Here is a 23,128-nt window from a genome sequence, read left to right on the forward strand (position 1 = left end):
TCTGTCGCTCCTTACCGGTAGGTCACTTGTTTGACGGCGGCGATCACTTCTTCGGTTGTGATCAGGGCCAGCTTTTCCAGATTTGCGGCATAAGGCATCGGAACATCCTTGCCGGTGCAGTTGATGACCGGCGCGTCAAGGTAATCGAACGCTTCCTGCATCACCACAGACGAGATGTAGCCGCCGACCGAGCCTTGCGGCCAGCCTTCTTCGACGGTCACCAGACGGTTGGTCTTCATCACCGAGTTGATAATCGCGCCTGTGTCCATTGGCCGGATAGTGCGCAGGTCGATCACCTCGGCACTGATACCGTCCTCGGCCAGCTTGTCGGCGGCCTCAAGCGCATATTGCATGCCGATGCCAAAGCTGACGATGGTCACGTCCGTGCCTTCGCGCCAGATACGCGCCTTGCCCAGCGGGACGGTCAGATCATCCACCTGCGGCATGTCGAAAGAACGACCGTAAAGGATTTCGTTTTCCAAGAACACAACCGGGTTCGGATCGCGGATCGCCGACTTCAACAGACCTTTTGCATCGGCTGCTGAATAGGGCATCACCACTTTCAGGCCGGGTATTTGCATATACCACGCTGCGTAATCCTGGCTGTGCTGTGCACCGACGCGAGCAGCGGCGCCGTTGGGGCCACGGAACACAATGGGGCAACCCATCTGGCCACCGGACATATAGAGCGTCTTGGCCGCCGAGTTGATGATCTGGTCAATCGCCTGCATGGCGAAGTTGAAGGTCATGAACTCGACAATCGGTTTCAGTCCGGCCATGGCGGATCCGACGGCGATGCCGGCAAACCCGTGTTCGGTAATCGGGGTGTCGATCACGCGCTTGCTGCCGAACTCGTCCAGCATGCCCTGGCTGATTTTGTAGGCGCCTTGATATTCTGCGACTTCTTCGCCCATCAGGTAAACGTCTTCGTCACCGCGCATTTCTTCGGCCATCGCGTCGCGCAAGGCTTCACGAACGGTCTGCTGTTCCATCGGCGCATCTGCTGGCCAGTCCGGGGATAGATCCACCTTAGGCGCGGCAGGTGCGGCTGCAGCAGGGGCAGCGGACTCTGCCGCCGCAGGGGCCGCCTCGGCTACCGCCGCAGGTGCAGCTGCGGGAATGGCGGAGGCGTCTTCGCCTTCTTCAACCAGCACCGCGATAGGAGTGTTCACTTTGACCCCTTCGGTGCCTTCGGCGATCAGGATCTTGCCGACGATGCCTTCATCGACGGCTTCGAACTCCATTGTCGCCTTGTCGGTTTCGATCTCGGCCATGATGTCGCCGCTGGATACGGTGTCGCCTTCCTTGATCAGCCATTTGGCCAATGTGCCCTCTTCCATTGTGGGCGAAAGGGCGGGCATGAGAATTTCGGTTGCCATGTCTTAGTCGTCCTCTCAGGCGTAAATGTCGGTCCAGAGCTCTTCGACGGAAGGCTCGGGGCTTTCTTTCGAGAATTCGGCGGCTTGATTGACGATCTCTTTGATCTCTTTGTCGATCGCCTTCAGATCATCCTCGGTCGCGTGTTTACCGGTCAGCAGCAGCTCGCGCACATGTTCGATCGGGTCGCTTTGCTCACGAACCTTTTGAACCTCTTCGCGTGTGCGGTACTTGGCCGGGTCGGACATCGAGTGGCCGCGGTAGCGGTAGGTCTTGATCTCGAGGATATAGGGGCCTTTGCCTGCACGGCAGTGCGCGACAGCCTTTTCCCCAGCGGCTTTGACTGCAAGTACATCCATGCCGTTGACGATCTCACCGGGGATACCGAACGCTTCGCCGCGGTGGTAGATATCCTTGGTCGAGGTCGAGCGCGCCTGCGCCGTACCCATGGCGTATTGGTTGTTCTCGATCACGAACACTACGGGCAGGTCCCAGAGGGCGGCCATGTTGAACGTCTCATAGACTTGGCCTTGGTTCGCCGCACCGTCACCGAAATAGGTGAAGGTTACGCGGCCATTGCCCTTGTACTTGTCAGCAAAGGCCAAACCCGCACCCAGCGGAACCTGCGCGCCAACGATACCGTGGCCGCCATAGAAATGCTTCTCTTTCGAGAACATGTGCATTGAGCCGCCCTTGCCTTTGGACAGACCGCCAATGCGCCCGGTCAGTTCGGCCATAACGCCACCCGGATCCATCCCACAGGCCAGCATATGGCCGTGGTCGCGGTAAGAGGTAATACGCTTGTCACCTTCTTCGGTCGCAGCCTCAAGGCCGACAACAACGGCCTCTTGGCCGATATAGAGGTGGCAGAAACCGCCAATCAGACCCATGCCATAAAGCTGACCGGCCTTTTCCTCGAATCGGCGGATCAGCAACATTTCACGGTAGTATTCGGTAAGTTCCTCCGCAGAAACATTTGGTTTCTTTGTGGTTTTTCGCGCAGCCATTGTGGCGATCTCCCCCTCTCGGCAAGATAGTTTAGCGTTAAACTATCTCATAAAGCATTTGTTGCTTTCTGGCGAGGGGAAATGTGACGCAGCGTCCGGCCGGGCAGAATTCAGCGCGTGATCATGCGGTTAACCCGTGGGGTGGCATCCATAGCTGGGGGGGGTCAGCGAATGACGATCTCATCCGAGCGGATCATGCCCAGCACGGACCGCGCCTGCTGATCCAGAAGATCCAGATCCAGGTAATTGTCTGACAGGCGGCGCGTCAGGTTTTCCATTTCTGTGATTTCGGCGTCAAGTTTGGCTAGGTCGCGCGACAGGGCGTCCCGTTCCGCTGCGATCTCGACCCGTCGGAACAGGCCATAGTCGCCCTGCACGGCGGCGAAGGTGAAATAGACACCCAGCGTGAAAGCCACCATGAAGAATACAACTGAGCCCAAACCGGGCCGATGGGAACGGGACACTCTGTTTACCGCCGTATGAAGTCTGCCTCAAAAACGTGCCCTTTTCGGACATCTGTCTGCACTATGTCACAGGTGATTCGGCTTGTGAATCCCTCGATTCGCACTTTTTGATGATCAGCAGAAAAAACATGTTCGCCCGATGAATTTGGCTGGGGTGAAAAGTGGCTATCGCCAAGCCTCAAGCGCTTGATTGCGCTGCAGGGTTTGTTCTTCCATGCAGGCCCAATAAAACATAGGGGCCGCGCTACCGTCGCTTTCCAGCTCGGTGTCACAGGTCGCGTCACGACGTTTAAGCCAGGCGCGTTGCTCGGTCAGCAGGGCTTGGCCATCACCACGCGTGTCCGATAAGGGTTTGATCTCTGACCAAAGGCGGTTCAACTCTTGATCAGCAATTTCCCATTTTTCTTTGGCGCAGAAATTGAGATCGAGCTGTGTGTGCCCGTTGCAGTGGGATTGCGCATATGTCGTGACGGGCAGCAGCGTGGTGGCAAGGACGGCAACAGCTTTCATGGTGCATCTCCCGGTTTGACGAAGAGAATACCATGAATGCCGATTGCCAGACAGATAGGGGTTACTGATCCAGTGCCGCAACACCGGGCAGCGTTTTGCCTTCCATCCATTCCAGGAAGGCACCCCCTGCAGTCGAAATGTAGGAAAAGTCCCTGGCAGCACCGGACGCATTCAGCGCAGCGACCGTGTCACCACCGCCTGCGACCGACACAAGCTGTCCCGACCTTGTCAGCTCAGCCGCTTTCAGGGCCGCTGCGTTGGTGGCGGCATCGAATGGTTCAATCTCGAATGCACCCAGCGGACCGTTCCAGATAAGCGTTTGGCTCTTGTCGAAAATCGCAGTGATTTCCGCAACGGTTTCCGGACCAGCGTCAAGGATCATGCTGTCTTCGGGGCATTGATCAGCTGGCAGGATCTTACTGGGGGCGTGGGCTTCGAACTTTTCAGCAACCACGACGTCGCGGGGCAGGACAATCTGGCAGCCGGTTGTTTCAGCCTTAGTCAGGATCTCGGCGGCAGTGTCCTTCATCGCGGTTTCTGCCAGCGACTTGCCGACGTTTACGCCTTGCGCGACGAGGAACGTGTTCGCCATGCCACCGCCAATAATCAGGTAATCCACCTTTTCGATCAGGTTGCCCAACAGGTCCAGCTTGGTTGAAACCTTGGCGCCGCCGACAACCGCAGTCACCGGGCGTTTAGGCGCGCCTAACGCGGCTTCCAACGCGCTCAGCTCTTGCTGCATCAGGCGGCCCGCGCAGGCGGGCAGAAGACGGGCCAGCGCCTCGGTCGAGCTGTGCGCGCGGTGCGCCGCCGAAAAGGCATCGTTGCAGTACACGTCGCCCATCTTTGCCATGCCGGCAGCCAGATCAGGGCTGTTCTTTGTTTCCGCAGCGTGAAAGCGCGTGTTTTCCAGTAAAAGCACCTCGCCAGCGCCCAAGTTTGCTGTTGCGGTTTCCGCCTCGATCCCGACGCAGTCATCGCCAAACCGAACCTTGGTGCCAAAGGTCGTCTCCAGCGTCGGAACAAGCTGCTTCAGCGATAGGTTCTGGCGGCGCTCTCCGCCCGGGCGTCCGAAATGCGCCAGCAGGATGGGCTTACCGCCAGCGGCCAAGATGTCCTTAACGGTCGGCACGATGCGCTCAATACGGGTGGCGTCGGTCACGACCCCGTCGACCACTGGCACGTTGATATCCACGCGCACCAGCACGCGTTTGCCGTTCAGGTCCATGTCGTCCAGTGTTTTCCAGCCCATCGCGCAATCCTCGACAAATGTGAAAGTGACTTAGGCGGTTCTTTTCCTGCATTTTGCCCTCAGGTCAATGCGTCACTTGGCATTCGCGCGCCCTGCGCATAGGTATTTGCGCAAGATAAAACGACAGGAGGGCCTCATGGCCGAGATCAAGGATCCCGAAAACACAATCATCGTTGAACTCAAAGGCGGCAATGTCGTCATTGAGCTGCTGCCTGACGTGGCACCGCAGCACAGCGCCCGCATGAAAGAACTGGCGCGCAATGGCGAATATGACAACGTGGCCTTTCACCGTGTGATCGACGGTTTCATGGCGCAGACCGGCGACGTGCAACATGGCGACATGGAAGACGGGTTCAACCTGCGCATGGCGGGCACCGGCGGGTCGTCTCTGCCGAACGTTCCAGCCGAGTTTTCGAAACTGCCCCATGATCGTGGTACTTTGGGCGCGGCCCGCTCGCAGAACCCGGATTCGGCCAACTCGCAGTTCTTCATCAACTTCGGCGACAACCATTTCCTGAACGGACAGTACACTGTTTATGGCCGTGTCATCGACGGAATGGAGCATGTGGACGCCATTGTACGAGGCGAGCCGCCGGCGAGCCCTGACCGCATGATCAGCGTCAAGGTGGCGGCTGATGTATAAGCTGGCCGCCGCTTTTGCCTTGCTGGCGAGCCCTGCGCTGGCCACAGGTCTTGAGGTCGAGATCGAAGGTGAGGGGGCCAATGGCACTGTCACCATCGACCTGTTCGATGATATTGCTCCGAAACATGTTGAGCAGATCGCTGCTCTGGCCAATGAAGGCAAGTACGATGGCGTGGTGTTTCACCGCGTGATTGACGGCTTCATGGCGCAGACCGGCGACGTGCTACATGGCCGTTTGGGTGGCGACATGCGCCGCGCCGGAACCGGTGGTTCCGACCGTGCAGACCTTCCGGCCGAGTTTTCAGATTTTGAATTCGACCGGGGCGTGGTTGGCATGGCGCGGGCGCAAGACCCCAACAGCGCCAACTCACAGTTCTTTATCATGTTCGAACCGGGCCCGTTCCTGAACGGCCAGTACACGGTTGTTGGTCAGGTGACCGACGGCATGGACGTGGTTGACGCGATCAAACGCGGTGAGGGTCAGAACGGTGCCATTATCGGCCAGCCGGACGTGATGAAAAAAGTCACCGTCACCGAATAATCCTTGAACCCGGCGCTGGCACCAGCGCCGGGTTTTTCGTCATTGGTCGATGAAGCCTCTGATCGCTTGCGTGTATGCATCCGGGTCTTGAAACGACGCAAAGTGACTGACGTCTTTAAAAATCAGAAGATCAGCATCAGGGATCGCATCGGCAATCGCTTGCGAGTGTTCGGTAAGGATGGCCTCGTCATGTTCGCTCTGCACGACCAGAGTGGGCACGGTCACCGATTGCAGCCCCTCAAGCCCGCCGGGCTTTTCCGTGGCCCACATGGCCGCGACACCGTCTAGGAACGCTTCGAACCCGTCCGGGGTGGGGGACATGGCGGCATAGTCCCCGGCCATCATTCCGACGTAAGAACCGAAGACTTCGTTGGTTTCGACTGAAGGATCGATCCCATCCAGTGTGACATTGCCCGCATGGGCGAAATGGCTGGCCAGGCGGTCTGGTGCCGTGGTCGAAATCGTGTATCCAATGTTGGCACCATCCGACCATCCAACCAGATGCACCTGTTCGACATTCAGATGATCCAGCAGCGCCAGATAGTCCTGCGCCAGCAATTCATAGCTGTAGGTGCTGCCGTTATTGGTTGACCGGCCATGCCCTCGGGTATCTGCCACAATCACGCTGTGGTCGCTGGCCAGATCAGCCACTTGCGCTGCCCAGATATCGCCATGCGCAAGACCGCCATGGATCAACAGAACGGGTGTGCCCTCTGCCGATCCATAGGTGGCGTAATACATGTTGATGCCATTCACGTTGGCGGAACCACTGGACGCGGCCTCGGGCATGGCGGGCGTTTCGGGGATTGTCAGCCAGGCATCCTGTGCCAGTCCCGATGTCGCGGTCAACGTCATCGCAGTGACCATCAGTGTTCGAAGCATGTCTACCTCCCTGGTTTCGCGTCGTCTCGTCAGGGATGATAGCTTAGGAAGAGGAAAGCGGGGGAAATAATCCCCCGCTTGGCCTTTAGTCGTCTGTTGTCATCGCCTTCCAGATCAATGCGCCGATTGCGCCACCGATCAGGGGTGCGACCCAGAACAGCCAGAGCTGCCCAAGGGCAGGCGCGTCCGCGAACAAAGCAACCCCTGTGGACCGGGCCGGGTTGACGGAAGTGTTGGTCACCGGGATCGAGATCAGGTGGATCAATGTCAATCCAAGCCCGATGGCGATGGGGCCGAACCCTGCAGGAGCGCCGCTGGAAGTGGCCCCCAGGATGATGATGATGAAGAACGCGGTCATGACGATCTCGATCACCAGAGCGGACATCAGCGAATAGCCCTCGGGTGATGCCTCACCATAACCGTTCGAGGCAAACCCACCCACGCCTTCAAAGCCGGGCGCGCCGCTGACGATCAGGTACAAGACCGCAGCTGCAGCAATCGCGCCGATAACCTGAGCGATCCAATAGGGGATAAGGTCCTTGGCCGGAAACCGTCCCCCGATCATCAGCCCAAGGCTGACCGCAGGGTTGAAATGGCCGCCCGAGATGTGCCCAACGGCATAGGCCATCGTCAGAACGGTCAGGCCGAAGGCAAAGGCAACGCCAAGCCACCCGATACCTACATCGGCGACCCCAGCGGCCAGAACGGCGCTACCACAGCCGCCAAGCACGAGCCAGAACGTACCAAAGAATTCAGCCATAAGTTTTGATGACATTAAAAGTCCTCCAGAAAACAATGGGTTTAAGGTTAATTCAAAAAGTTCATTTTGTGAAATTGTAAGAAAGCAGCCTGTGCCTGGAATCCTGTTTGGGTTGAATTGGGAAGGGAAAGGACAAATACTCACTCACAATATTAGCATGTGTAGGTCTATAAAGATGCCCAATCGATTGCGTCTGAGAAATTGCGCTCTGCGCTCCGCGTTTCTGTATCTTGGTTTCATCAATTCGGCAGGCGCCGAACAAGTGGAACTTCCAAATGGCGCTGATTTCTATCTCGGTGCAGCGTTTCGCAGCATTATGACCTTTTCTCCTGCCGAGATCACAACCGACGACGTTCGGCAGCAGGTTGCTGGGAATTATTTCGCTCTGATGTCGAACGCGGATGGCGTGCTGTCTCAGGCGGACGCAGTGGACTATTTACGGGTCGTTTCGAACAAGTATTCGTTTTCCATTACCAAAGAGCCAGCGCGATACGATCTGGACCGGGACGGTGTGGTCACGCAGGCAGAACTTGAAGTGTTCTTCTCAAAAGATGCCTGGGGAGCGGCCTATCATCGGTATGCTCAAGGGGCGACTTTTGAAGAGGCCACCGTGCGGTTTCGGCAAAAACTTGGTAAGCAAACGGCTCGTATCCGGGGTGTGATGGGAGCGGCTGAAAACGGTAATATTCCCGTCGTCGATCCGAAAGGCGGCTGGACGGGGGCTGAAGAAACGGCCAGGCCCAAGCCCGTCCCTTACTTCGATGACTTTGACATTGACGGTGACGCAGCCGTTACGTTTGAAGAGTTTACTGAACAACTTTGGGCGGCAGTCGCGGCATCGGATCTGGACGCGGACGATCTTTTTTCAGATGATGAAATCAACCGGGTTCGGGAACGCTTTATTCTTGCCAACGAGGCGTTGGAAGGAAATGGGTTCCGTTCAGTGTCAAGCTGGGCGGAGCGTTAAAGACACGCGCTGATCCCTAAGAACGGTCGCAGTGCGCCTCACACAGGATCAATAGATCAATGCTTGTTCCAACTTCCACGAGTTAAGCCCAGCTTACCGGGTCCAGTCGGAACAGTTTGGAAAGCTGGTCATATACCTCGGGTACAGCCGCCTTCAACGCGCGGGGCTGTTCGAAAAAGACCTCGACAGAGACGGCAAAAAACTCCTCGTGCCCGGTCGCGCCATAGGGATCTATGACCGTGTGCCGTCCACTTTCGACAGCGCGTACATGGGAGTCATATGCGGTCAGGAACACGCGTTCCCATTCGGCAAAGCTTTGTCCGTCGCTTAGGATCGGAACACCGTTGGTTCCCCCAGACATGTCGTCGATTTGGTGGGCGAACTCATGCAGTACGACGTTCTGCCCGTCATGATCATTAAGCGCGCCAAGTTTGCTGTGGGTCCAGGAGAGAATAACCGGTCCCCGGTCCCAGCTTTCACCGGTGCGCACGATCTCTTTCTCGCTGACGACGTATCCTTCCTGTCGGCGCTGCCGAGACTTAAAAGCGTTCGGGTAGATCAGGATCGTTGTCAGGTTTTCATACCAAAGGTCGCTGTTTCCAATAAGCAGACAGGCCTGCGCGGCGATGGCCAGTTCCATCTCTTCGGTTACGTCCAGCCCGTCGCAACCAAAGAAACGAACCTGATCCAAAAACAGATTCACCTTGCCGTCCAGTTTGACACGCAGGTCTAGGGGCAGGCGGCGGATCAACGGCACTTGCTGCTCGATGAGCACGCGTTGGCGGTCTGTCAGGGGGGTGGACAATAGCTGTTGGCGCGCCCGGGACTTGGACCAGTAGCGATACAGTAGGAAACCGGCAATAAGCGCCAAGGCAGTGAAAAAGAACAACATGTGGGCCACTATAAGGACGCGCCGGGCGGTTGGAACCGGAAAACCTAATCGTCCCCGACAAACGAAAAAACGCCGCAGGTTTCCCCGCGGCGTTCGAAACTTTGGAAAGTGGTCCGCGTTACTGCTTGACCTCGGCCGCCGGGTTGGCACCCGCCTTGCCGCTGCGGCCCGGGTTCAGGGGGTCGTCCTGACGCTGAACCGATCCTTCGAAATGCGCACCGCTTTCGATCGCGATGGTCTTGTGGATGATGTCGCCTTCGACACGTGCGGACGAGGTCAGGCGAACTTTCAAGCCACGGACACGGCCCACGATGCGGCCGTTGATCACGACGTCATCGGCAGTGACTTCGCCTTTGATGGTGGCGGTCTCGCCGATTGTCAGCAGATGCGCACGGATGTCGCCTTCGACAGTGCCTTCGACCTGGATATCGCCCGAGGTCTTCAGGTTGCCCGTGATGTGCAGGTCCGAAGACAGAACCGATGCCGGTGGCTTGGGCTTGGGCGCGGTGCTGGCCTTGTTTTCTGCCGGTGCAGGGGCCGCCGGTGTCGCCGGTGCAGCGGGTTTTGCCGCCTCGGGTGCAGTGGACGAGGGCTCGTTGATTTTGCTCTTAGAAAACATTTCTCGCAGCCTTGATGTAAGTCATTGGGTTAACAGGTTTTCCATTCACGCGAACTTCATAGTGCAGGTGCGTGCCGGTCGACCGTCCAGTGCTACCCATATCAGCAATATGATCTCCGCGCGAGACCCTTTGACCAACCTTCACGCGTATCTTCGTGTTATGGGCATAAAGTGTCTCAATTCCAAACGCGTGCTTGATTTTTACCAGCCGTCCAAATCCGGACTGCCAGCCGGCATGGGTGACCACACCGTCGGCGGTGGCAAAAATGTCGGTGCCATGTGCACCTGCGAAATCAGCGCCGTTATGCATGCGGCGACCACCTGTCTTGGGGTCTCGGCGCGTCCCGTAACCGCTCGTGAATCGCACGACGGAATTGACGGGGCTTGCAAACGGCGCTTTCTCTGCTGCAATTCGATACAGGTTCAACTGATCCATCTGTTGCAACAGAGAATTTGCGCGGATCTCGTCGGGGGTCAGTTCCTCACCGCGCGTACTGAAAGAGATAGGGGTTAGGGGGCCGCCCATGCCGCTATAGCCGCGGCGGACTTCTTCGATGATGCGGTCGGTGGGCATGCCGGCCTGACGGAACATCTTGTCCAGTGGTTCGACCGAGATCACCATCGCCTCTTCCAACTGGCGGAAAATCTCGTCGCTGCGTTCCTGCATCAGCCGGATTTCCAGCTCAAGATCGTCACGCTGTTCCAGCGCGTCCTTGGCATTGGCGGCAATCTGGTCGCGTTCCTCGGCGGTGCGGGACAGCGCCTCGGTCATAAAGTTCATCTGTTCGGGGTTGGCAACGGCGGCCATGTACATGTCGCCTTCGCCCGCTTCCTGTTGAAGCGTGACCAATTCTGTACGTGCTTCTTCGCGCTGTTTCATGGTGGCGCGCAGCGTGGTCTGGATAACTTCGATCCCGGTCTCAAGTTCGCGGCGGCGGTTTTCCGACGCCAGCAGTTCCGACTGCATGGCCGAAATTTGCTCGAGCGCCGCGTTGAACCGGTCCTGTGCGGCCAGAGCTTCGTGCGCACGCACGTCCCGCTCTGCGGACATGATGTTCAGACGTTCCTGATAGGTTGCCTGATCGCGCTTAGCCTGTTCCCGGAAGTTGCCCGACCCGATGCTGTCCATCAGAAGGATCGCGGTCGCAACGGCTGTCCAACCCACGAACAGTGCAACGCCAGCGACGGCGACAACTTGCGTTTCCGAGCTTAGCCGAATGAATCGCGTATCACTATCTGATTTCAGAAAGACACGGCGTTCGGGAAAATGCCGCTCGAACAATGAATGTAATTTTATTGCCAGACGTGTTCTCACGCGTCTCACCTCTCCATCCCCAAGATCGGGATCGGTCGTGAGTGATAGCCGTCCCTTGGGCGAAGTGCATAAAGCGGCATTTTGTTTTGGGCAAGTTTGTTAACTTACCGACCCTGCGTTACTGGTTTTTGCCGCCGATTCTAGGCGAGAAATTGCCGATAACGTCAACTTAAGCCCGTTATTGCGTCTGTCCCGGCAATGGCAAGTCTTCCGTCAGAGGCCAGTAGAAATCCGGCGGTAGCCCGGCCTCGGCCCGTTTTTCTTCGTTAAACGGGGGCTTCAGGACGCCATGGAAATACTGGCGCACCAATTGGTGAAACACATCCTTGGGATCCGCGTTTTCACGCCCACACAGGAAATGGAACCATTTTGATCCATAAGCCACGTGTCCCACTTCTTCGGCATAGATGACCTCAAGCGCGGCGATTGCCTGTTCGGCCTTTGCCTTGCGGAATATGTTGATCATGCCGGGTGTCACGTCCAACCCACGCGCCTCAAGCACCATGGGGACAACCGCCAGCCGTCCCATCAGGTCTTCGGCAGTGTCTTCGGCCGCGCGCCACATTCCAGCATGCGCGGGTAGGGCGCCATAGTGGCTGCCCATGCTTTCGAGACAGTCACAGACCATCTCAAAATGCCGTGATTCTTCTTCGGCACATTTGACCCAGTCATCGTAGAACCCGATCGGCATTGGCACGTGGCCAAACCGCGCGATGATGTCCCAATGCAGGTCGACGGCGTTCAGCTCGATATGCGCAACTGCGTGAAGCAGGGCGATACGCCCGGCCTCGGTTCCGGGCTTGCGCTTTGGAACCTCACGCGGCGACAGCAGCTCGGGCTTTTCCGGGCGGGCCGGGTTCAGCGGCGGAGTTGCGGTTCCCACCTCAATCTCAGGCGCGTCGCCCTTGCGCGAAGCGAACCAGACGGCGGCATAGCGCTTGGACAGGGTGGTCTTTTCACGACCATTCGCTGTTGTCAGGACTTCGGTCGCCATCTGAGTCAGTGTTTTGGACACCGCGTTGTCTCCGCTGATTGAGGTGGACGGCTCTTAAACCGGATGGCGGCCGTGGTCGAGAGGGTTACAGGGCGCGCACAGCCTCTAGCACCTCGTCCACATGGCCGGGGACTTTGACCTTGCGCCAGACGTTGGCGATCTTGCCCTCGCCGTCGATCAGGAAGGTCGAGCGCTGAATTCCCATGGATTTCTTGCCGTACAAGTTCTTTTCAACCCAGACGCCATAGTCCTCGCAGACCGAAGACCCTTCGTCCGACAACAGCGGGGTCGTCAGGCTGTGCTTGGCGACAAATTTGTCGTGCTTGGCGACGCTGTCCCGCGAGATGCCGAAAACTTGAGCACCCGCATCGGCAAAGGCCTGAAGTTGTTCCGAGAAACCGATGGATTCCTTGGTGCAGCCTGGCGTATCATCGCGGGGATAGAAAAACAGAACGACGGCACCGCCGCGCAGGTCCGAAAGGGTCACTTCGCCGCCGCCGTCGCGGGGTAATGTGAAATCAGGGGCGATGTCTGTCACGTCGGGCATTGGAAACTCCGCTAAAGGATTTTAAGTGCTGCCCAGCATAATAGGGCGACGCGAGCGGGTTGAAAGACTTGGATAAAAAATTGGCTCAGCACGAAGACGCAAGTGGCGACCGGCCCGAGACGCCTGTCCGCCGCCGGTCACGCCGTCGTATCGCCGCGCGCTGGAGCATTGGAACCCTGTTTTTAATGTGCCTGCTGGTCGGAGCGGGCTGGTTCTTTCTGATCGGAAAACAGCTGCACGCGCCGGAATGGATCACGCAGAAAGTAGAAGCGCGTCTTGAACGCAGCCTTGGCGGTTTAAAATTCACCTTTGGGGACGCCAGCTTTATCGTCAACGATAAGTGGCGCCCGCGAATCCGATTGACGGATGTGACTATCAGCGATGCAGCGGGTCATCAGATCGCTCAGATATCGGATTTGCGGACACGCCTATCGATGCGCGAATTGTTGCGTGGTAAGATCAGACCGCGGCGGATCACTATGCTGGGCGCGCAGATTGCTTTGACCCGTGGTGAGGACGGTGCGCTGTCGCTGACAGTTGGGTCAGGCAGTGCCCCGGTGCAAAAGGCTCCGACGCTGGCACAGCTTATCGAGGAATCGGATGATGTGTTCCTGTCCCCGTTTCTGTCAGGATTGCGGGCGGTCGATCTGGAATCGCTGACGCTGGATTATCAGGATCTGCGGCTGGGGCGGGCCTGGGTGTTTGACGGCGGGCATATCTCGATCATCCGGGACGGGGATGAAATGCGGCTGGCGACCGGATTTTCGGTTCTGACCGGGCGCGATTACGCCAGCACGATCGAGGCGAACTATACCAGCGTGCTTGGTACCCCTCAGGCGAGTTTTGGGGTTTCGATCACCGATCTACCCTCGGAAGACATTGCCACTCAAAGCGTTGCACTGGCGTGGTTGCAGGTGCTCAATGCTCCAATTTCCGGCGCGTTACGGGGCAGCGTCGATGGGCAGGCCGCGCTGGGTCCGCTCTTTGCGACGTTGAACCTGGGCGAGGGTGTCTTGCAGCCCAGGCCCGAGACGCGCCCGATCGGATTCGAATCCGCGCGCGCCTATTTCACCTATGATCCCGCGCGTCATGTTCTGGAATTCAACGAGGCCTCGGTCGTGTCCGACGTGGGGGCCGTGCAGGCCGAAGGCAAAGCCTATTTGAACGGGGTCGAAAACGGTGTTCTTGAAAGCCTGACGTCACAGCTGACCCTGAACAGTATCGATATCTACCCCGGTGGTCTGTTCCCGGAATCGCTGGAAACCGCGCGGGCGGACCTGGATTTTCAACTCAAGCTTGCTCCGTTCGAGCTGCAGTTGGGGCAGTTGACCATCACGGATGCCCTGCACGAATTGCACGCGACGGGCAGGTTGATCGGCCAGCCCGACGGTTGGGATGCCGCGTTTGATGCGCAACTGGACAAGATGGTGTCCGAGAACCTGTTGCGATACTGGCCCGAAAGGCTGGCGCCGAACCCGCGGAAATGGGTGTCGGAAAACCTGTACGAGGGGCAGTTTTTGGATGTGGAATTTTCGCTGCGCTTGCATCCCGGCAGTAAGCCGGACCTCTATCTGGGCCTTGGGTTCGATGAGGCCAAGATCAGGTTTGCCAAGACCTTGCCGCTGATCCAGGACGGGCAGGGTCGGCTTAGCCTGTTGAAAGACCGCTTTACCGTCACGGCTGAAAAAGGGGTTGTCATCGCCGATCAGGGTGGCGCGGTGGATGCCTCGGGAACCTCGTTCATTATCCCGGATACAACTGCCAAGGGCGGAACGCCTGCGATTGCTCGGATCGAGGCGCGCGGCAGCGTCGAGGCGGCCCTGTCGCTGCTGGACCGCCCACCACTAAGCCTGATGTCCAAAGCCAACTTGCAGGTTGATCTGGCAGCTGGTGGCGTAAGCTTGTCAGGAACCTTGTCATTGCCGCTGAAAAAGGGGCTGAAGTTTCACGACACCGAATTCCACTACACCGGTGAAATCGACAATGTGCAAAGCGACAAGCTTGTACCTGACTATTCGGTCAGCGCCGACCGATTGAACCTGTCCGGCAATCAGACCGAGGTAGAGATCAACGGCTATGGCTCGTTCGGCCAGGTGCCTATGCAAGTCGCGTGGCGTCAGCCCATTGGCGTAGACGGCCCGCAGCGCAGCGAACTGACGGGCCAGATCGAATTGTCGCCGCTGCTGATGAGTGAACTGAAGGTGCCGCTGCCGCCGGGCATGCTGACTGGAAAAGGCACAGCGGATATCACCGTTGGAATCGGCGCGGATGAACCAGTCACACTCTCTGCGACCTCGGACCTTGCAGGGGTCGGGATGGCGATTCCTGAACTTGGTTGGCGCAAAGGGACGGGGGCGACCGGAAAGATGACACTGGACGCCACGCTGGGTGAAAAGCCCAAAGTGGATGATCTGACGCTTGATGTCGCGGGGCTGCGCACTAAAGCCTCGATCTTCTTCCGGGACGGGGGTGCCTTTGACCGGATACGGTTCAGTTCGTTTGATCTGGGCAACTGGCTGGCGGTGCCGGCCGAACTGATCAACACCGGCGGACTTGTCCCCAATATCGTCGTTCAGGGCGGTGTCATGAATCTGGGTCGCGCAACCTTCGGCGAGGGCGGCGGCGGAGGAGGGTCAGGCCCCGGTCCAAGGATCGATGTTCTGTTGGACCGCCTGCAGGTGACCGAAGACATTGCACTGACAGGCTTCCGGGGCGCGTTTCAAACGACAGGCGGGGTGAACGGCTCCTTTACGGCCAACGTAAACGGCGGCACGGAGGTCAGCGGCCAAGTGAGCCCGCGCGACAGCGGTAGCGCCGTGAACATTAAGTCGAAGGACGCGGGGGCCGTCCTACGGTCAGCTGGTGTGATCACCCAGGCGCGTGGCGGCAGTTTGGATCTGCAACTGGAACCGGTCAGCGCGCCGGGGAATTATGATGTGATCCTCAAGATCTTAAACACACGCATTACTGACGCACCGGCAATGGCCGCACTGTTAGACGCGATCAGTCTTGTTGGACTTTTGGACGAGATGACCGGGCAGGGGATCTTTTTCTCGACTATCGATAGCCGCATGCGGATCACTCCGACCGAAATCAAAGTCCTCAGTGGAAGCGCCGTTGGCCCGTCCATCGGCTTGTCCTTTGACGGCACGATCGACACGGTTGCGGGCATGCTGAACCTGCGTGGGGCGATCTCTCCGATCTACCTGGTGAACGCGATCGGAAGTGTTTTCACAAAAAAAGGCGAGGGGGTCATCGGGTTCAACTACAGCCTGACCGGGCCGCTTACGAAGCCAAAGGTTTCCGTAAATCCGCTGTCTGGCCTTGCGCCATTGTTCCTACGAAATTTACTGCGCGCACCGGCCCCGACCGTATCAGATGGCCCCAATGCGCTGCCGAGAAAGCCGGATGAACCCAAAAAGACCTTTGGTTCTCCGCCCCGGGACAATTGACCCGGATGGGCTGTTGCTGATTCCGATGCGGAATTGTATGGCGCGGCTATGAAACTCAGTGATTTTGATTTCCATCTGCCTGAAGACCGGATTGCCACACGTCCCGCCAGCCCGCGCTCATCCGCGCGCCTGTTGGTGGCCGATGGTAACGCGATCTCGGATGCGCATGTTTTTGATCTGCCTGACTGGTTGCGGCCGGGTGACAGATTGGTGCTAAACGACACTCGCGTCATCCCCGCACGCCTGAACGGACGGCGCCATCGCGACAGTTTACAAGGGCCGGTGTCTGCCGCGATCGAAGCCACATTGTTGGACCCGCAGGCTGATGGTACATGGGCGGCCCTGATCAAACCGCTGAAGAAAGTGAAGCTGGGCGAAGACATTCAGTTCTCGGATCATCTGAGCGCCATGCTGGAGAGGGTTGAGGACGGGCAAGCCTATCTGCGGTTCAATCTGTCGGGCGATGATTTTGATGCTGCATTGGAACAGGCCGGGGCAATGCCTCTGCCGCCTTACATCGCGGCCAAGCGGCCAGCGGATGAGCAGGACAAGACGGATTACCAGACAATCTGGGCGCGCAATTCCGGTGCGGTTGCCGCGCCAACGGCGTCGCTGCATTTTGATGAGGCGTTGATGCAGGCGCTGCGCGCCCGCGGCGTCGCCGTTACTCATGTCACGTTGCATGTGGGCGCGGGCACCTTTCTGCCGGTCAAGGTCGAGGACGTGACGACCCACAAGATGCACGCCGAATGGGGCAGTGTCAGCGCCGCCGCCGCGCAAGAGATCCGAGAGACCAAAGCCGAAGGGGGCAGGGTCATCCCGGTGGGCACTACCGCCCTGCGTCTGATCGAAAGCGCCAGCCGTTCGGGCCAGATCGAACCATGGGAAGGTGAGACCGATATTTTTATATATCCTGGCTTTCAGTTCCACGTGACCGACGCGTTGATGACCAATTTCCACCTGCCGAAATCCACTTTATTGATGCTGGTGTCGGCCCTGATGGGGCAGGAACGCATGCGACTGGTGTACGCGCATGCGATTGAACAGAAATATCGGTTCTTCTCTTACGGGGACGCGTCGCTTTTGATCCCGTAAAGGACGTGTTGTCGGGATCGAATCTTTTCAATGTCGTAGACAAGCATGACCAAAGCCGTTTTTGATTGCAAAACGGTGTCACAGTCTAGGTCGGAATTTTTCGGAGGCCCCAATGATTCAGGTCCTTTCCAGCGCATGGGCGCTATTACTTGGTATGGGCCTGTTGATGGTCGGAAACGGCCTTCAGGGGACAATTCTTGGTGTCCGGGGCGAGATCGAGGGGTTCTCGACCCTTCAGATGTCGTTCGTGATGTCGGCCTATTTCGTTGGTTTCCTGGGTGGATCGCGCCTTGCACCAGAAATGATCCGGCGGGTCGGACATGTGCGGGTCTTCGCGGCGCTGGCATCGTTCATTTCTGCCGTGATGATCATGTATCCGTTGATGACCGACCCGGTTATCTGGATTCTGGGCCGTGTCGTGATCGGGTTCTGTTTCTCCGGAGTGTACGTCACTGCGGAAAGCTGGCTCAACAATGCAGCCAGCAACGAGAACCGCGGCCAAGCGTTGTCCCTTTACATGATCTTCCAGATGACAGGCATCATCAGCGCACAAGGTTTGGTTCTTTTGGGCGACCCGGCCGGATTCGACACCTTTGTAATCGCCTCCATTCTGGTTTCGGTCTCTTTTGCGCCAATTCTCTTGTCGATCTCACCGACACCTGCGTTTGACACAACCAAACCGATGACTCTGCGCGAATTGTTCGGATATTCGCCCTTGGGCTGTGTTGGCATGTTTCTTTTGGGCGGCGTGTTCTCTGCACAGTTCGGGATGGCGTCGGTATACGGTGCCCGCGCGGGCCTGACATTGGTCGAGATTTCGACTTTTATTGCCGCATTCTATATCGGTGCTTTGGTCTTGCAGTATCCATTGGGATGGATGTCCGACCGCATGGATCGCCGTTTCCTGATTATGCTTGTTGCAGGGGTCGGCAGCTGCGCGGCATTTGTGGGCTTGGTGTTCGGGGTGACGTTTCCAATCCTGCTGGGCGCGGCCTTTGTGATCGGCGGTATGTCGAACCCGCTTTACTCATTGCTGATTGCGCACGCGAATGACTTTCTGGAACACGAAGACATGGCTGCAGCGTCAGGGGGTCTCTTGTTTATCAACGGCATGGGGGCCATTGCGGGCCCGTTGATCACCGGTTGGCTCATGGGGGATGCGGTCTTTGGTCCTCCGGGCTTTTTCCTTTTCATCGCAATCCTGCTGGTCGTTATGGCGGGCTACTCGCTCTACCGTATGACCCAGCGCGCGGCGATCCCGGTCGACGAAACAGGCACCATGTCGCCGCTCTATCCAACGGCGTCCCCGGTTGTGATGGAATTGGCGCAGGAATTGGCCATTGAGGCCGCAGAAGCCGAGCAGGAAACGCAAGATGTTGCCTAGAACACGACTTTATGTCGCAAGTGTTGCAATAATTTACTGTTACAATTCTGAAAAACGCACTTAAATGAATTTAAGTCCCTTGGGGGGGAAACACGACGGAGTTAAGGGCATGGCAAGTCCTGAAGATGTATTGAGTTTTTGGTTAGATGAGGTTGGTCCCAAGGGTTGGTATCTGCAGGATGACGCATTGGATGCAGAAATCCGCGAAAGATTCCTGACTACATGGGAGGCTGCGAGTGAAGGCAAGTTCTCTCTCTGGCTGACCTATCCCAGCGGCGCATTGGCGTACATCATCCTGATGGATCAGTTCCCACGCAACATGTTCCGAGGAAGCGCTGAGGCCTTCGCCTCAGACCGTGCGGCGTTGTCAGCAGCGAAATGTGCGGTGGACAAAGGGTGGGATATGAAGATCGACGAACCGGCCCGCCAGTTCTTTTATCTTCCATTGATGCATTCGGAAAACCTGTGTGACCAGGAACGCTGTGTGCGCCTGATGTGTCAAAACATGACCGATGGCGACGACGGCAACCTGTTGCACGCAAGGGCGCATCGCGAAGTGATCCGCAAGTTCGGTCGGTTCCCATACCGCAACGACGCTCTCTCGCGCCCAATGACCGAGCACGAGGCCGCCTATGTCGACATGGGCGGATATGGCGCGACCGTGCGCGAGCTGCAGACAGCCGGCTAGGACGCCGGCTCGCAGCCTCGGATTGCAATGATCCGGTCGGCAACAATGTCGGCCGAATTTTCAATTGCAGTGTTGATTAACTGGTCCGGGGCTTCGGTCAACTCGGCTATTCTCGCCTGCGCAGCTTGCAGGTTATTCTCTAAATCATTCAGCTTTTCCAAAGCTTCAGACAGTTTTCGGGCGGTGGCACTATCGGCTGCTGTTCCGCTAAGCTGAAGGGATGACAGGTCGCTGCGCAATGCCGTCAGTTCACCGCGTATCCCTTGAACGTCTTCCTTCAGGGGCGCTACGATCTGGACCTTCTCCGCAAACTTGACGGTAATGTCGTCGACTGTAGAAGCCAGCTTCCACCCCAGAAACAGGCATAGTGCAATCAGGATAAGCGTTGCATTCAGCACGGCGAGCAACAGATCTTTAAGCGTTTTGGCCATGGTAAGCCTTTCGAATGACTTGGGTTTCACAAAGTCCGGACAGGCCCGGTGCGTATCTTCTAGCCATAGGTTCACGCGCGGTATAGGCTGAAAACAGCGCATACCGCGCCAGTTTACCCTGCGTCTGTTTTGTCGCGGGAGCAATATGTTGATGCATTCAGGAGATTAGTTTAATGGTAAACTAATTTCTGAATCGACCTGCGCCGAGAGGGAAACATGGCAGCACAATCTTTTGATCTGATCGTAATTGGCGCCGGTCCCGGTGGCTACGTGGCCGCTATCCGTGCGGCTCAGCTGGGCTTGAAGACCGCCGTAGTCGAACGCGAGCATTTGGGCGGTATCTGTCTGAACTGGGGCTGTATCCCGACCAAGGCGCTGCTGCGAACGTCCGAAGTGTTCCATCTGATGGAGCGGGCCAAGGATTTCGGCCTGAGCGCTGACAAGATTGGCTTTGATCTGGATGCGGTCGTCAAGCGTTCGCGCGGCGTTGCGGCGCAGTTGTCGGGCGGCATCGGTCATTTGTTGAAAAAGAACAAAGTGACCGTCGTCATGGGCGCGGCAACGATCCCTGCAAAAGGCAAGGTCACCGTCAAAACCGACAAGGGTACCGAGGAACTGACCGCCAAGAACATCGTTCTTGCCACCGGTGCGCGGGCGCGGGAACTGCCCGGATTGGAAGCGGATGGCGATCTGGTCTGGACCTACAAGCACGCTCTCCAGCCGCCGCGGATGCCAAAAAAGCTGTTGGTGATCGGGTCTGGCGCAATCGGAATCGAATTCGCCAGCTTCTATAATACACTGGGTGCAGACACGACCGTGGTCGAGGTTATGGACCGGGTTCTGCCGGTCGAGGACGCAGAAATCAGCGCGCTGGCCAAAAAGGCCTTTACCAAACAAGGCATGACCATCACGGAAAAGGCGATGGTCAAGCAACTGGACCGCGCCAAGGGTAAGGTCACGGCGCATATTGAGGTTAAAGGCAAGGTCGAAAAGCACGATTTTGACACCGTGATCTCGGCTGTAGGGATTGTCGGCAATGTCGAAAACCTTGGGCTAGAGGCCTTGGGCGTCAAGATCGACCGCACCCATGTCGTCACGGATGAATTCTGCCGTACGGGTGTCGACGGACTTTACGCAATTGGTGATATCGCAGGTGCGCCCTGGCTGGCGCACAAAGCCAGCCATGAAGGTGTCATGGTCGCGGAATTGATTGCCGGTAAACACGCTCATCCAGTGAAACCCGAAAGCATCGCCGGCTGCACCTATTGTCAGCCTCAGGTCGCATCGGTGGGGTATACCGAAGCCAAGGCGAAAGAGCTTGGCTATGACATCAAGGTTGGCAAGTTCCCGTTTATCGGCAACGGCAAAGCCATTGCGTTGGGTGAACCCGAGGGCCTGATCAAAACGATTTTCGACGCCAAGACAGGTGAATTGCTAGGGGCACATATGATCGGCGCGGAAGTTACTGAGTTGATTCAAGGCTACGTAGTGGGACGGCAATTGGAGACCACAGAGGAAGACCTGATGAACACTGTCTTCCCACACCCGACTCTATCGGAAATGATGCACGAAAGCGTGTTGGATGCCTACGGGCGTGTGATCCACATGTAAGAATGGGGGCTCTGCCCCCACCGCCCGTGCCGGGCGTCTCCCTCGGGGATATTTTAGCCAGATGAAGTAAGGATCTTTCCTTCATCTGGCCTTTAAATATCCCGGAGCGTCAAGCAGAGCCTCGCAAGTATCTTATTTATTCAATGCGTCCAGTATGCGCACCCACGAGCGAATGCCCTTGTGGAAACTTTTCACGTCATACTTTTCGTTCGGTGAGTGGATGGCGTCGTCGTCATTGGCATAGCCAACCAGCATCGAATCCAATCCGAGAACCGAATCAAAATATCCAACCACCGGTATCGATCCCCCCATGCCGGTAAAGACAGCCTCGCGGTTCCATTCATCGGACAATGCGCCGCGCGCCGCTTCGAATTCTGGGCGGTCAAGGTTCATCACCGATGCCGGAGCCCCTTCGAGATCGTTGTCCCAGACGACTTTTGCGTCGGGCGACAGGCGATCTTCGACATGTTTGCGAATTTTGTCGCGCAGGGCATCGGGGTCCATGTCGCCGACCAGGCGGCAGGTGATCTTGCAGTGCGCTTCGGACGGGATCACGGTTTTTGATCCTGCACCGTTGTAGCCGCCCCACAAGCCGTTCACTTCCAGCGTTGGACGTGCCCATTGCTGTTCCAGTGTGGAATAGCCCTTTTCCCCATGCGGTTGCGAGTAACCGACAGAGTTCAGGTATTCCGCCTCATCAAAACCGCAGTTTTCCCATTGGCGGAGTTGCTCTGCGGGCACTTCGTGTACACCTTCGTAAAACCCGTCAACGGCCACGCGACCGGTTTCGTCGTCGTAGAACGAGGCGACGATCTTCGACAGCTCACGCAGCGGATTCAGACCAGGGCCGCCATAGTGACCGGAATGCAGATCGATGCGGGGACCGACGATAGTGAACTCATCCTTGAGCATGCCGCGTAGTTGCGAGGCGATGGAAGGCACGCCGCGCGAAACCATCGATGTGTCGCAAACCAGCGCAAGATCCGCTTTCAGCTCGTCCTTGTTGGCTTCGAGGAACGGTACCAATGAAGGTGATCCGGATTCCTCTTCTCCTTCGAAAAAGAATGTGATGCGGCAGGGCAGGGTGCCGTGGATCGCCTTCCATGCGCGGCAGGCCTCAACAAAGGTCATCAACTGGCCTTTGTCATCCGACGAGCCTCGGCCGCGGATAACTTGACCGTTTTCAGTCTCTTCCAACGCTGGATCAAACGGGGGGCGGTTCCAAAGCTCTAATGGATCAACGGGTTGGACGTCGTAGTGACCGTAGAACAGAACATGCGGTCCGTCGCTGTCCTCGCCTACATGACCTACAACCATAGGGTGGCCCGGCGTTTCGCGCTTTTCGGCTGCAATGCCAATGCTTTGCAGGTCGGCGACCAGCCAGTCGGCGGCCTGATCTACCTGCTCTTTATAGGCCGGGTCGGTTGAGATCGACGGGATGCGCAGAAATTCCATCAAACGGTCGATGGACGTGGACAGATCGGTGTCGATCTTGCTCAGAACAGCGTCTAGCGACATGAGCTTCTCCTGAATGGCGTGAACTGCTGCGGAACCTATCAGCACCGGCGGCGCCGTCCAGTGCGTATCGGCAGGATTTGCAGTATACTGTCGGAAACAGAATGTGTGGCAGGGTTATCGCCTGCGTCGTTTCCTCGCGTCTTATGGCCGTAACTTTACTTGTCGGGGGGCGTGAACAG

22 protein-coding genes are annotated in these 23,128 nt (G+C 57.5%); 8 read left to right on the forward strand and 14 right to left on the reverse strand.

Features of this window, described 5'->3' with window-relative positions:
• Positions 1 to 11 precede the first annotated feature (11 nt).
• From DHN12_RS11755 to pgk, 5 genes are all read right to left on the reverse strand, one after another.
• Positions 12 to 1,379 (reverse strand): pyruvate dehydrogenase complex E1 component subunit beta, encoded by a 1,368-nt coding sequence (locus tag DHN12_RS11755; RefSeq protein ID WP_108860366.1) that lies wholly within the window; start codon positions 1,377 to 1,379, stop codon positions 12 to 14.
• Between the two features lie 15 nt (positions 1,380 to 1,394).
• The gene (pdhA, locus tag DHN12_RS11760) at positions 1,395 to 2,384 is read right to left on the reverse strand and encodes a pyruvate dehydrogenase (acetyl-transferring) E1 component subunit alpha (RefSeq protein WP_058273998.1); all 990 of its coding nucleotides are present in this window, start codon (positions 2,382 to 2,384) and stop codon (positions 1,395 to 1,397) included.
• A 164-nt stretch (positions 2,385 to 2,548) separates the two neighbouring features.
• Positions 2,549 to 2,848: a septum formation initiator family protein gene (locus tag DHN12_RS11765; protein WP_199913500.1), complete on the reverse strand. Its 300-nt coding sequence runs from the start codon at positions 2,846 to 2,848 to the stop codon at positions 2,549 to 2,551.
• Positions 2,849 to 3,013: 165 nt separating this feature from the next.
• Positions 3,014 to 3,358, reverse strand: coding sequence for a lysozyme inhibitor LprI family protein (locus tag DHN12_RS11770; RefSeq protein WP_159090020.1), 345 nt, complete (start codon positions 3,356 to 3,358; stop codon positions 3,014 to 3,016).
• A 61-nt stretch (positions 3,359 to 3,419) separates the two neighbouring features.
• Positions 3,420 to 4,610, reverse strand: a complete 1,191-nt coding sequence (gene pgk / locus DHN12_RS11775; protein WP_108860368.1) for a phosphoglycerate kinase — start codon at positions 4,608 to 4,610, stop codon at positions 3,420 to 3,422.
• A 136-nt stretch (positions 4,611 to 4,746) separates the two neighbouring features.
• Between pgk and DHN12_RS11780 the strand changes: the two genes are divergently transcribed.
• Both DHN12_RS11780 and DHN12_RS11785 read left to right on the forward strand, forming a co-directional pair.
• The gene (locus DHN12_RS11780) at positions 4,747 to 5,253 is read left to right on the forward strand and encodes a peptidylprolyl isomerase (RefSeq protein ID WP_108860369.1); all 507 of its coding nucleotides are present in this window, start codon (positions 4,747 to 4,749) and stop codon (positions 5,251 to 5,253) included.
• The gene (locus DHN12_RS11785) at positions 5,246 to 5,794 is read left to right on the forward strand and encodes a peptidylprolyl isomerase (RefSeq protein WP_108860370.1); all 549 of its coding nucleotides are present in this window, start codon (positions 5,246 to 5,248) and stop codon (positions 5,792 to 5,794) included. The genes DHN12_RS11780 and DHN12_RS11785 overlap by 8 nt, the downstream gene beginning before the upstream one ends.
• A 39-nt stretch (positions 5,795 to 5,833) precedes the next feature.
• Here DHN12_RS11785 and DHN12_RS11790 read toward each other — a convergent pair whose 3' ends face one another.
• Together DHN12_RS11790 and aqpZ are read right to left on the reverse strand one after the other, a co-directional pair.
• A complete protein-coding gene (locus tag DHN12_RS11790) occupies positions 5,834 to 6,676 on the reverse strand; it encodes an alpha/beta fold hydrolase (RefSeq protein ID WP_108860371.1) in 843 nt (280 codons plus the stop codon).
• A gap of 85 nt (positions 6,677 to 6,761) precedes the next feature.
• Positions 6,762 to 7,451, reverse strand: coding sequence for an aquaporin Z (gene aqpZ, locus DHN12_RS11795; RefSeq protein WP_108860372.1), 690 nt, complete (start codon positions 7,449 to 7,451; stop codon positions 6,762 to 6,764).
• Positions 7,452 to 7,527: 76 nt separating this feature from the next.
• Between aqpZ and DHN12_RS11800 the strand changes: the two genes are divergently transcribed.
• Complete coding sequence (locus DHN12_RS11800; protein ID WP_159090021.1) at positions 7,528 to 8,403, forward strand: hypothetical protein; 876 nt, start codon at positions 7,528 to 7,530, stop codon at positions 8,401 to 8,403.
• An 82-nt stretch (positions 8,404 to 8,485) separates the two neighbouring features.
• On the opposite strand, the gene DHN12_RS11805 is transcribed toward DHN12_RS11800, so the two are convergent.
• The 5 genes from DHN12_RS11805 to DHN12_RS11825 form a co-directional block, all read right to left on the reverse strand.
• Positions 8,486 to 9,295: a zinc-dependent peptidase gene (locus tag DHN12_RS11805; RefSeq protein WP_108860374.1), complete on the reverse strand. Its 810-nt coding sequence runs from the start codon at positions 9,293 to 9,295 to the stop codon at positions 8,486 to 8,488.
• A 118-nt stretch (positions 9,296 to 9,413) separates the two neighbouring features.
• Positions 9,414 to 9,914 carry a polymer-forming cytoskeletal protein gene (locus DHN12_RS11810; RefSeq protein WP_058273990.1) on the reverse strand — a complete coding sequence of 167 codons (501 nt, stop codon included), beginning with the start codon at positions 9,912 to 9,914 and terminating at the stop codon, positions 9,414 to 9,416.
• Positions 9,904 to 11,229, reverse strand: a complete 1,326-nt coding sequence (locus DHN12_RS11815) for a M23 family metallopeptidase (protein ID WP_108860375.1) — start codon at positions 11,227 to 11,229, stop codon at positions 9,904 to 9,906. The genes DHN12_RS11810 and DHN12_RS11815 overlap by 11 nt, the downstream gene beginning before the upstream one ends.
• A 178-nt stretch (positions 11,230 to 11,407) precedes the next feature.
• Positions 11,408 to 12,223: a ferritin-like domain-containing protein gene (locus DHN12_RS11820; protein ID WP_108860376.1), complete on the reverse strand. Its 816-nt coding sequence runs from the start codon at positions 12,221 to 12,223 to the stop codon at positions 11,408 to 11,410.
• An 85-nt stretch (positions 12,224 to 12,308) separates the two neighbouring features.
• Positions 12,309 to 12,770, reverse strand: a complete 462-nt coding sequence (locus tag DHN12_RS11825; protein ID WP_108860377.1) for a peroxiredoxin — start codon at positions 12,768 to 12,770, stop codon at positions 12,309 to 12,311.
• 68 nt (positions 12,771 to 12,838) lie between these two features.
• On the opposite strand from DHN12_RS11825, the gene DHN12_RS11830 reads away from it, so the two are divergent.
• From DHN12_RS11830 to DHN12_RS11845, 4 genes are all read left to right on the forward strand, one after another.
• Positions 12,839 to 16,222, forward strand: a complete 3,384-nt coding sequence (locus tag DHN12_RS11830) for a DUF3971 domain-containing protein (protein WP_234416629.1) — start codon at positions 12,839 to 12,841, stop codon at positions 16,220 to 16,222.
• A 48-nt stretch (positions 16,223 to 16,270) separates the two neighbouring features.
• The gene (gene queA / locus DHN12_RS11835; protein ID WP_108860378.1) at positions 16,271 to 17,317 is read left to right on the forward strand and encodes a tRNA preQ1(34) S-adenosylmethionine ribosyltransferase-isomerase QueA; all 1,047 of its coding nucleotides are present in this window, start codon (positions 16,271 to 16,273) and stop codon (positions 17,315 to 17,317) included.
• Positions 17,318 to 17,429: 112 nt separating this feature from the next.
• The gene (locus tag DHN12_RS11840) at positions 17,430 to 18,701 is read left to right on the forward strand and encodes an MFS transporter (RefSeq protein WP_108860379.1); all 1,272 of its coding nucleotides are present in this window, start codon (positions 17,430 to 17,432) and stop codon (positions 18,699 to 18,701) included.
• Between the two features lie 109 nt (positions 18,702 to 18,810).
• Positions 18,811 to 19,389 carry a DUF924 family protein gene (locus DHN12_RS11845; RefSeq protein WP_108860380.1) on the forward strand — a complete coding sequence of 193 codons (579 nt, stop codon included), beginning with the start codon at positions 18,811 to 18,813 and terminating at the stop codon, positions 19,387 to 19,389.
• On the opposite strand, the gene DHN12_RS11850 is transcribed toward DHN12_RS11845, so the two are convergent.
• Complete coding sequence (locus DHN12_RS11850) at positions 19,386 to 19,820, reverse strand: hypothetical protein (protein WP_108860381.1); 435 nt, start codon at positions 19,818 to 19,820, stop codon at positions 19,386 to 19,388. The genes DHN12_RS11845 and DHN12_RS11850 overlap by 4 nt on opposite strands.
• 216 nt (positions 19,821 to 20,036) lie before the next feature.
• On the opposite strand from DHN12_RS11850, the gene lpdA reads away from it, so the two are divergent.
• On the forward strand, positions 20,037 to 21,431 hold the full coding sequence (lpdA, locus tag DHN12_RS11855) for a dihydrolipoyl dehydrogenase (RefSeq protein ID WP_108860382.1): 1,395 nt from the start codon (positions 20,037 to 20,039) through the stop codon (positions 21,429 to 21,431).
• 132 nt (positions 21,432 to 21,563) lie between these two features.
• Here the strand turns inward: lpdA and DHN12_RS11860 are convergent, their stop codons facing one another.
• The gene (locus DHN12_RS11860; RefSeq protein ID WP_108860383.1) at positions 21,564 to 22,949 is read right to left on the reverse strand and encodes a dipeptidase; all 1,386 of its coding nucleotides are present in this window, start codon (positions 22,947 to 22,949) and stop codon (positions 21,564 to 21,566) included.
• Positions 22,950 to 23,128: the final 179 nt, after the last annotated feature.

It is taken from the genome of Ruegeria sp. Alg231-54, from assembly GCF_900143525.1.
Lineage (GTDB): Bacteria > Pseudomonadota > Alphaproteobacteria > Rhodobacterales > Rhodobacteraceae > Ruegeria.

Bases quoted from the DNA above. Each gene is read 5' to 3' on its own strand.
- DHN12_RS11840 (WP_108860379.1), top strand. From the start codon at position 17,430: ATGATTCAGGTCCTTTCCAGCGCATGGGCGCTATTACTTGGTATGGGC.
- lpdA (WP_108860382.1), top strand. From the start codon at position 20,037: ATGGCAGCACAATCTTTTGATCTGATCGTAATTGGCGCCGGTCCCGGT.
- DHN12_RS11770 (WP_159090020.1), bottom strand. From the start codon at position 3,358: ATGAAAGCTGTTGCCGTCCTTGCCACCACGCTGCTGCCCGTCACGACA.
- DHN12_RS11850 (WP_108860381.1), bottom strand. From the start codon at position 19,820: ATGGCCAAAACGCTTAAAGATCTGTTGCTCGCCGTGCTGAATGCAACG.
- queA (WP_108860378.1), top strand. From the start codon at position 16,271: ATGAAACTCAGTGATTTTGATTTCCATCTGCCTGAAGACCGGATTGCC.
- DHN12_RS11790 (WP_108860371.1), bottom strand. From the start codon at position 6,676: ATGCTTCGAACACTGATGGTCACTGCGATGACGTTGACCGCGACATCG.
- aqpZ (WP_108860372.1), bottom strand. From the start codon at position 7,451: ATGTCATCAAAACTTATGGCTGAATTCTTTGGTACGTTCTGGCTCGTG.
- DHN12_RS11780 (WP_108860369.1), top strand. From the start codon at position 4,747: ATGGCCGAGATCAAGGATCCCGAAAACACAATCATCGTTGAACTCAAA.
- DHN12_RS11845 (WP_108860380.1), top strand. From the start codon at position 18,811: ATGGCAAGTCCTGAAGATGTATTGAGTTTTTGGTTAGATGAGGTTGGT.
- DHN12_RS11785 (WP_108860370.1), top strand. From the start codon at position 5,246: ATGTATAAGCTGGCCGCCGCTTTTGCCTTGCTGGCGAGCCCTGCGCTG.
- DHN12_RS11755 (WP_108860366.1), bottom strand. From the start codon at position 1,379: ATGGCAACCGAAATTCTCATGCCCGCCCTTTCGCCCACAATGGAAGAG.
- DHN12_RS11810 (WP_058273990.1), bottom strand. From the start codon at position 9,914: ATGTTTTCTAAGAGCAAAATCAACGAGCCCTCGTCCACTGCACCCGAG.
- pgk (WP_108860368.1), bottom strand. From the start codon at position 4,610: ATGGGCTGGAAAACACTGGACGACATGGACCTGAACGGCAAACGCGTG.
- DHN12_RS11860 (WP_108860383.1), bottom strand. From the start codon at position 22,949: ATGTCGCTAGACGCTGTTCTGAGCAAGATCGACACCGATCTGTCCACG.
- DHN12_RS11825 (WP_108860377.1), bottom strand. From the start codon at position 12,770: ATGCCCGACGTGACAGACATCGCCCCTGATTTCACATTACCCCGCGAC.
- DHN12_RS11805 (WP_108860374.1), bottom strand. From the start codon at position 9,295: ATGTTGTTCTTTTTCACTGCCTTGGCGCTTATTGCCGGTTTCCTACTG.
- pdhA (WP_058273998.1), bottom strand. From the start codon at position 2,384: ATGGCTGCGCGAAAAACCACAAAGAAACCAAATGTTTCTGCGGAGGAA.
- DHN12_RS11820 (WP_108860376.1), bottom strand. From the start codon at position 12,223: ATGGCGACCGAAGTCCTGACAACAGCGAATGGTCGTGAAAAGACCACC.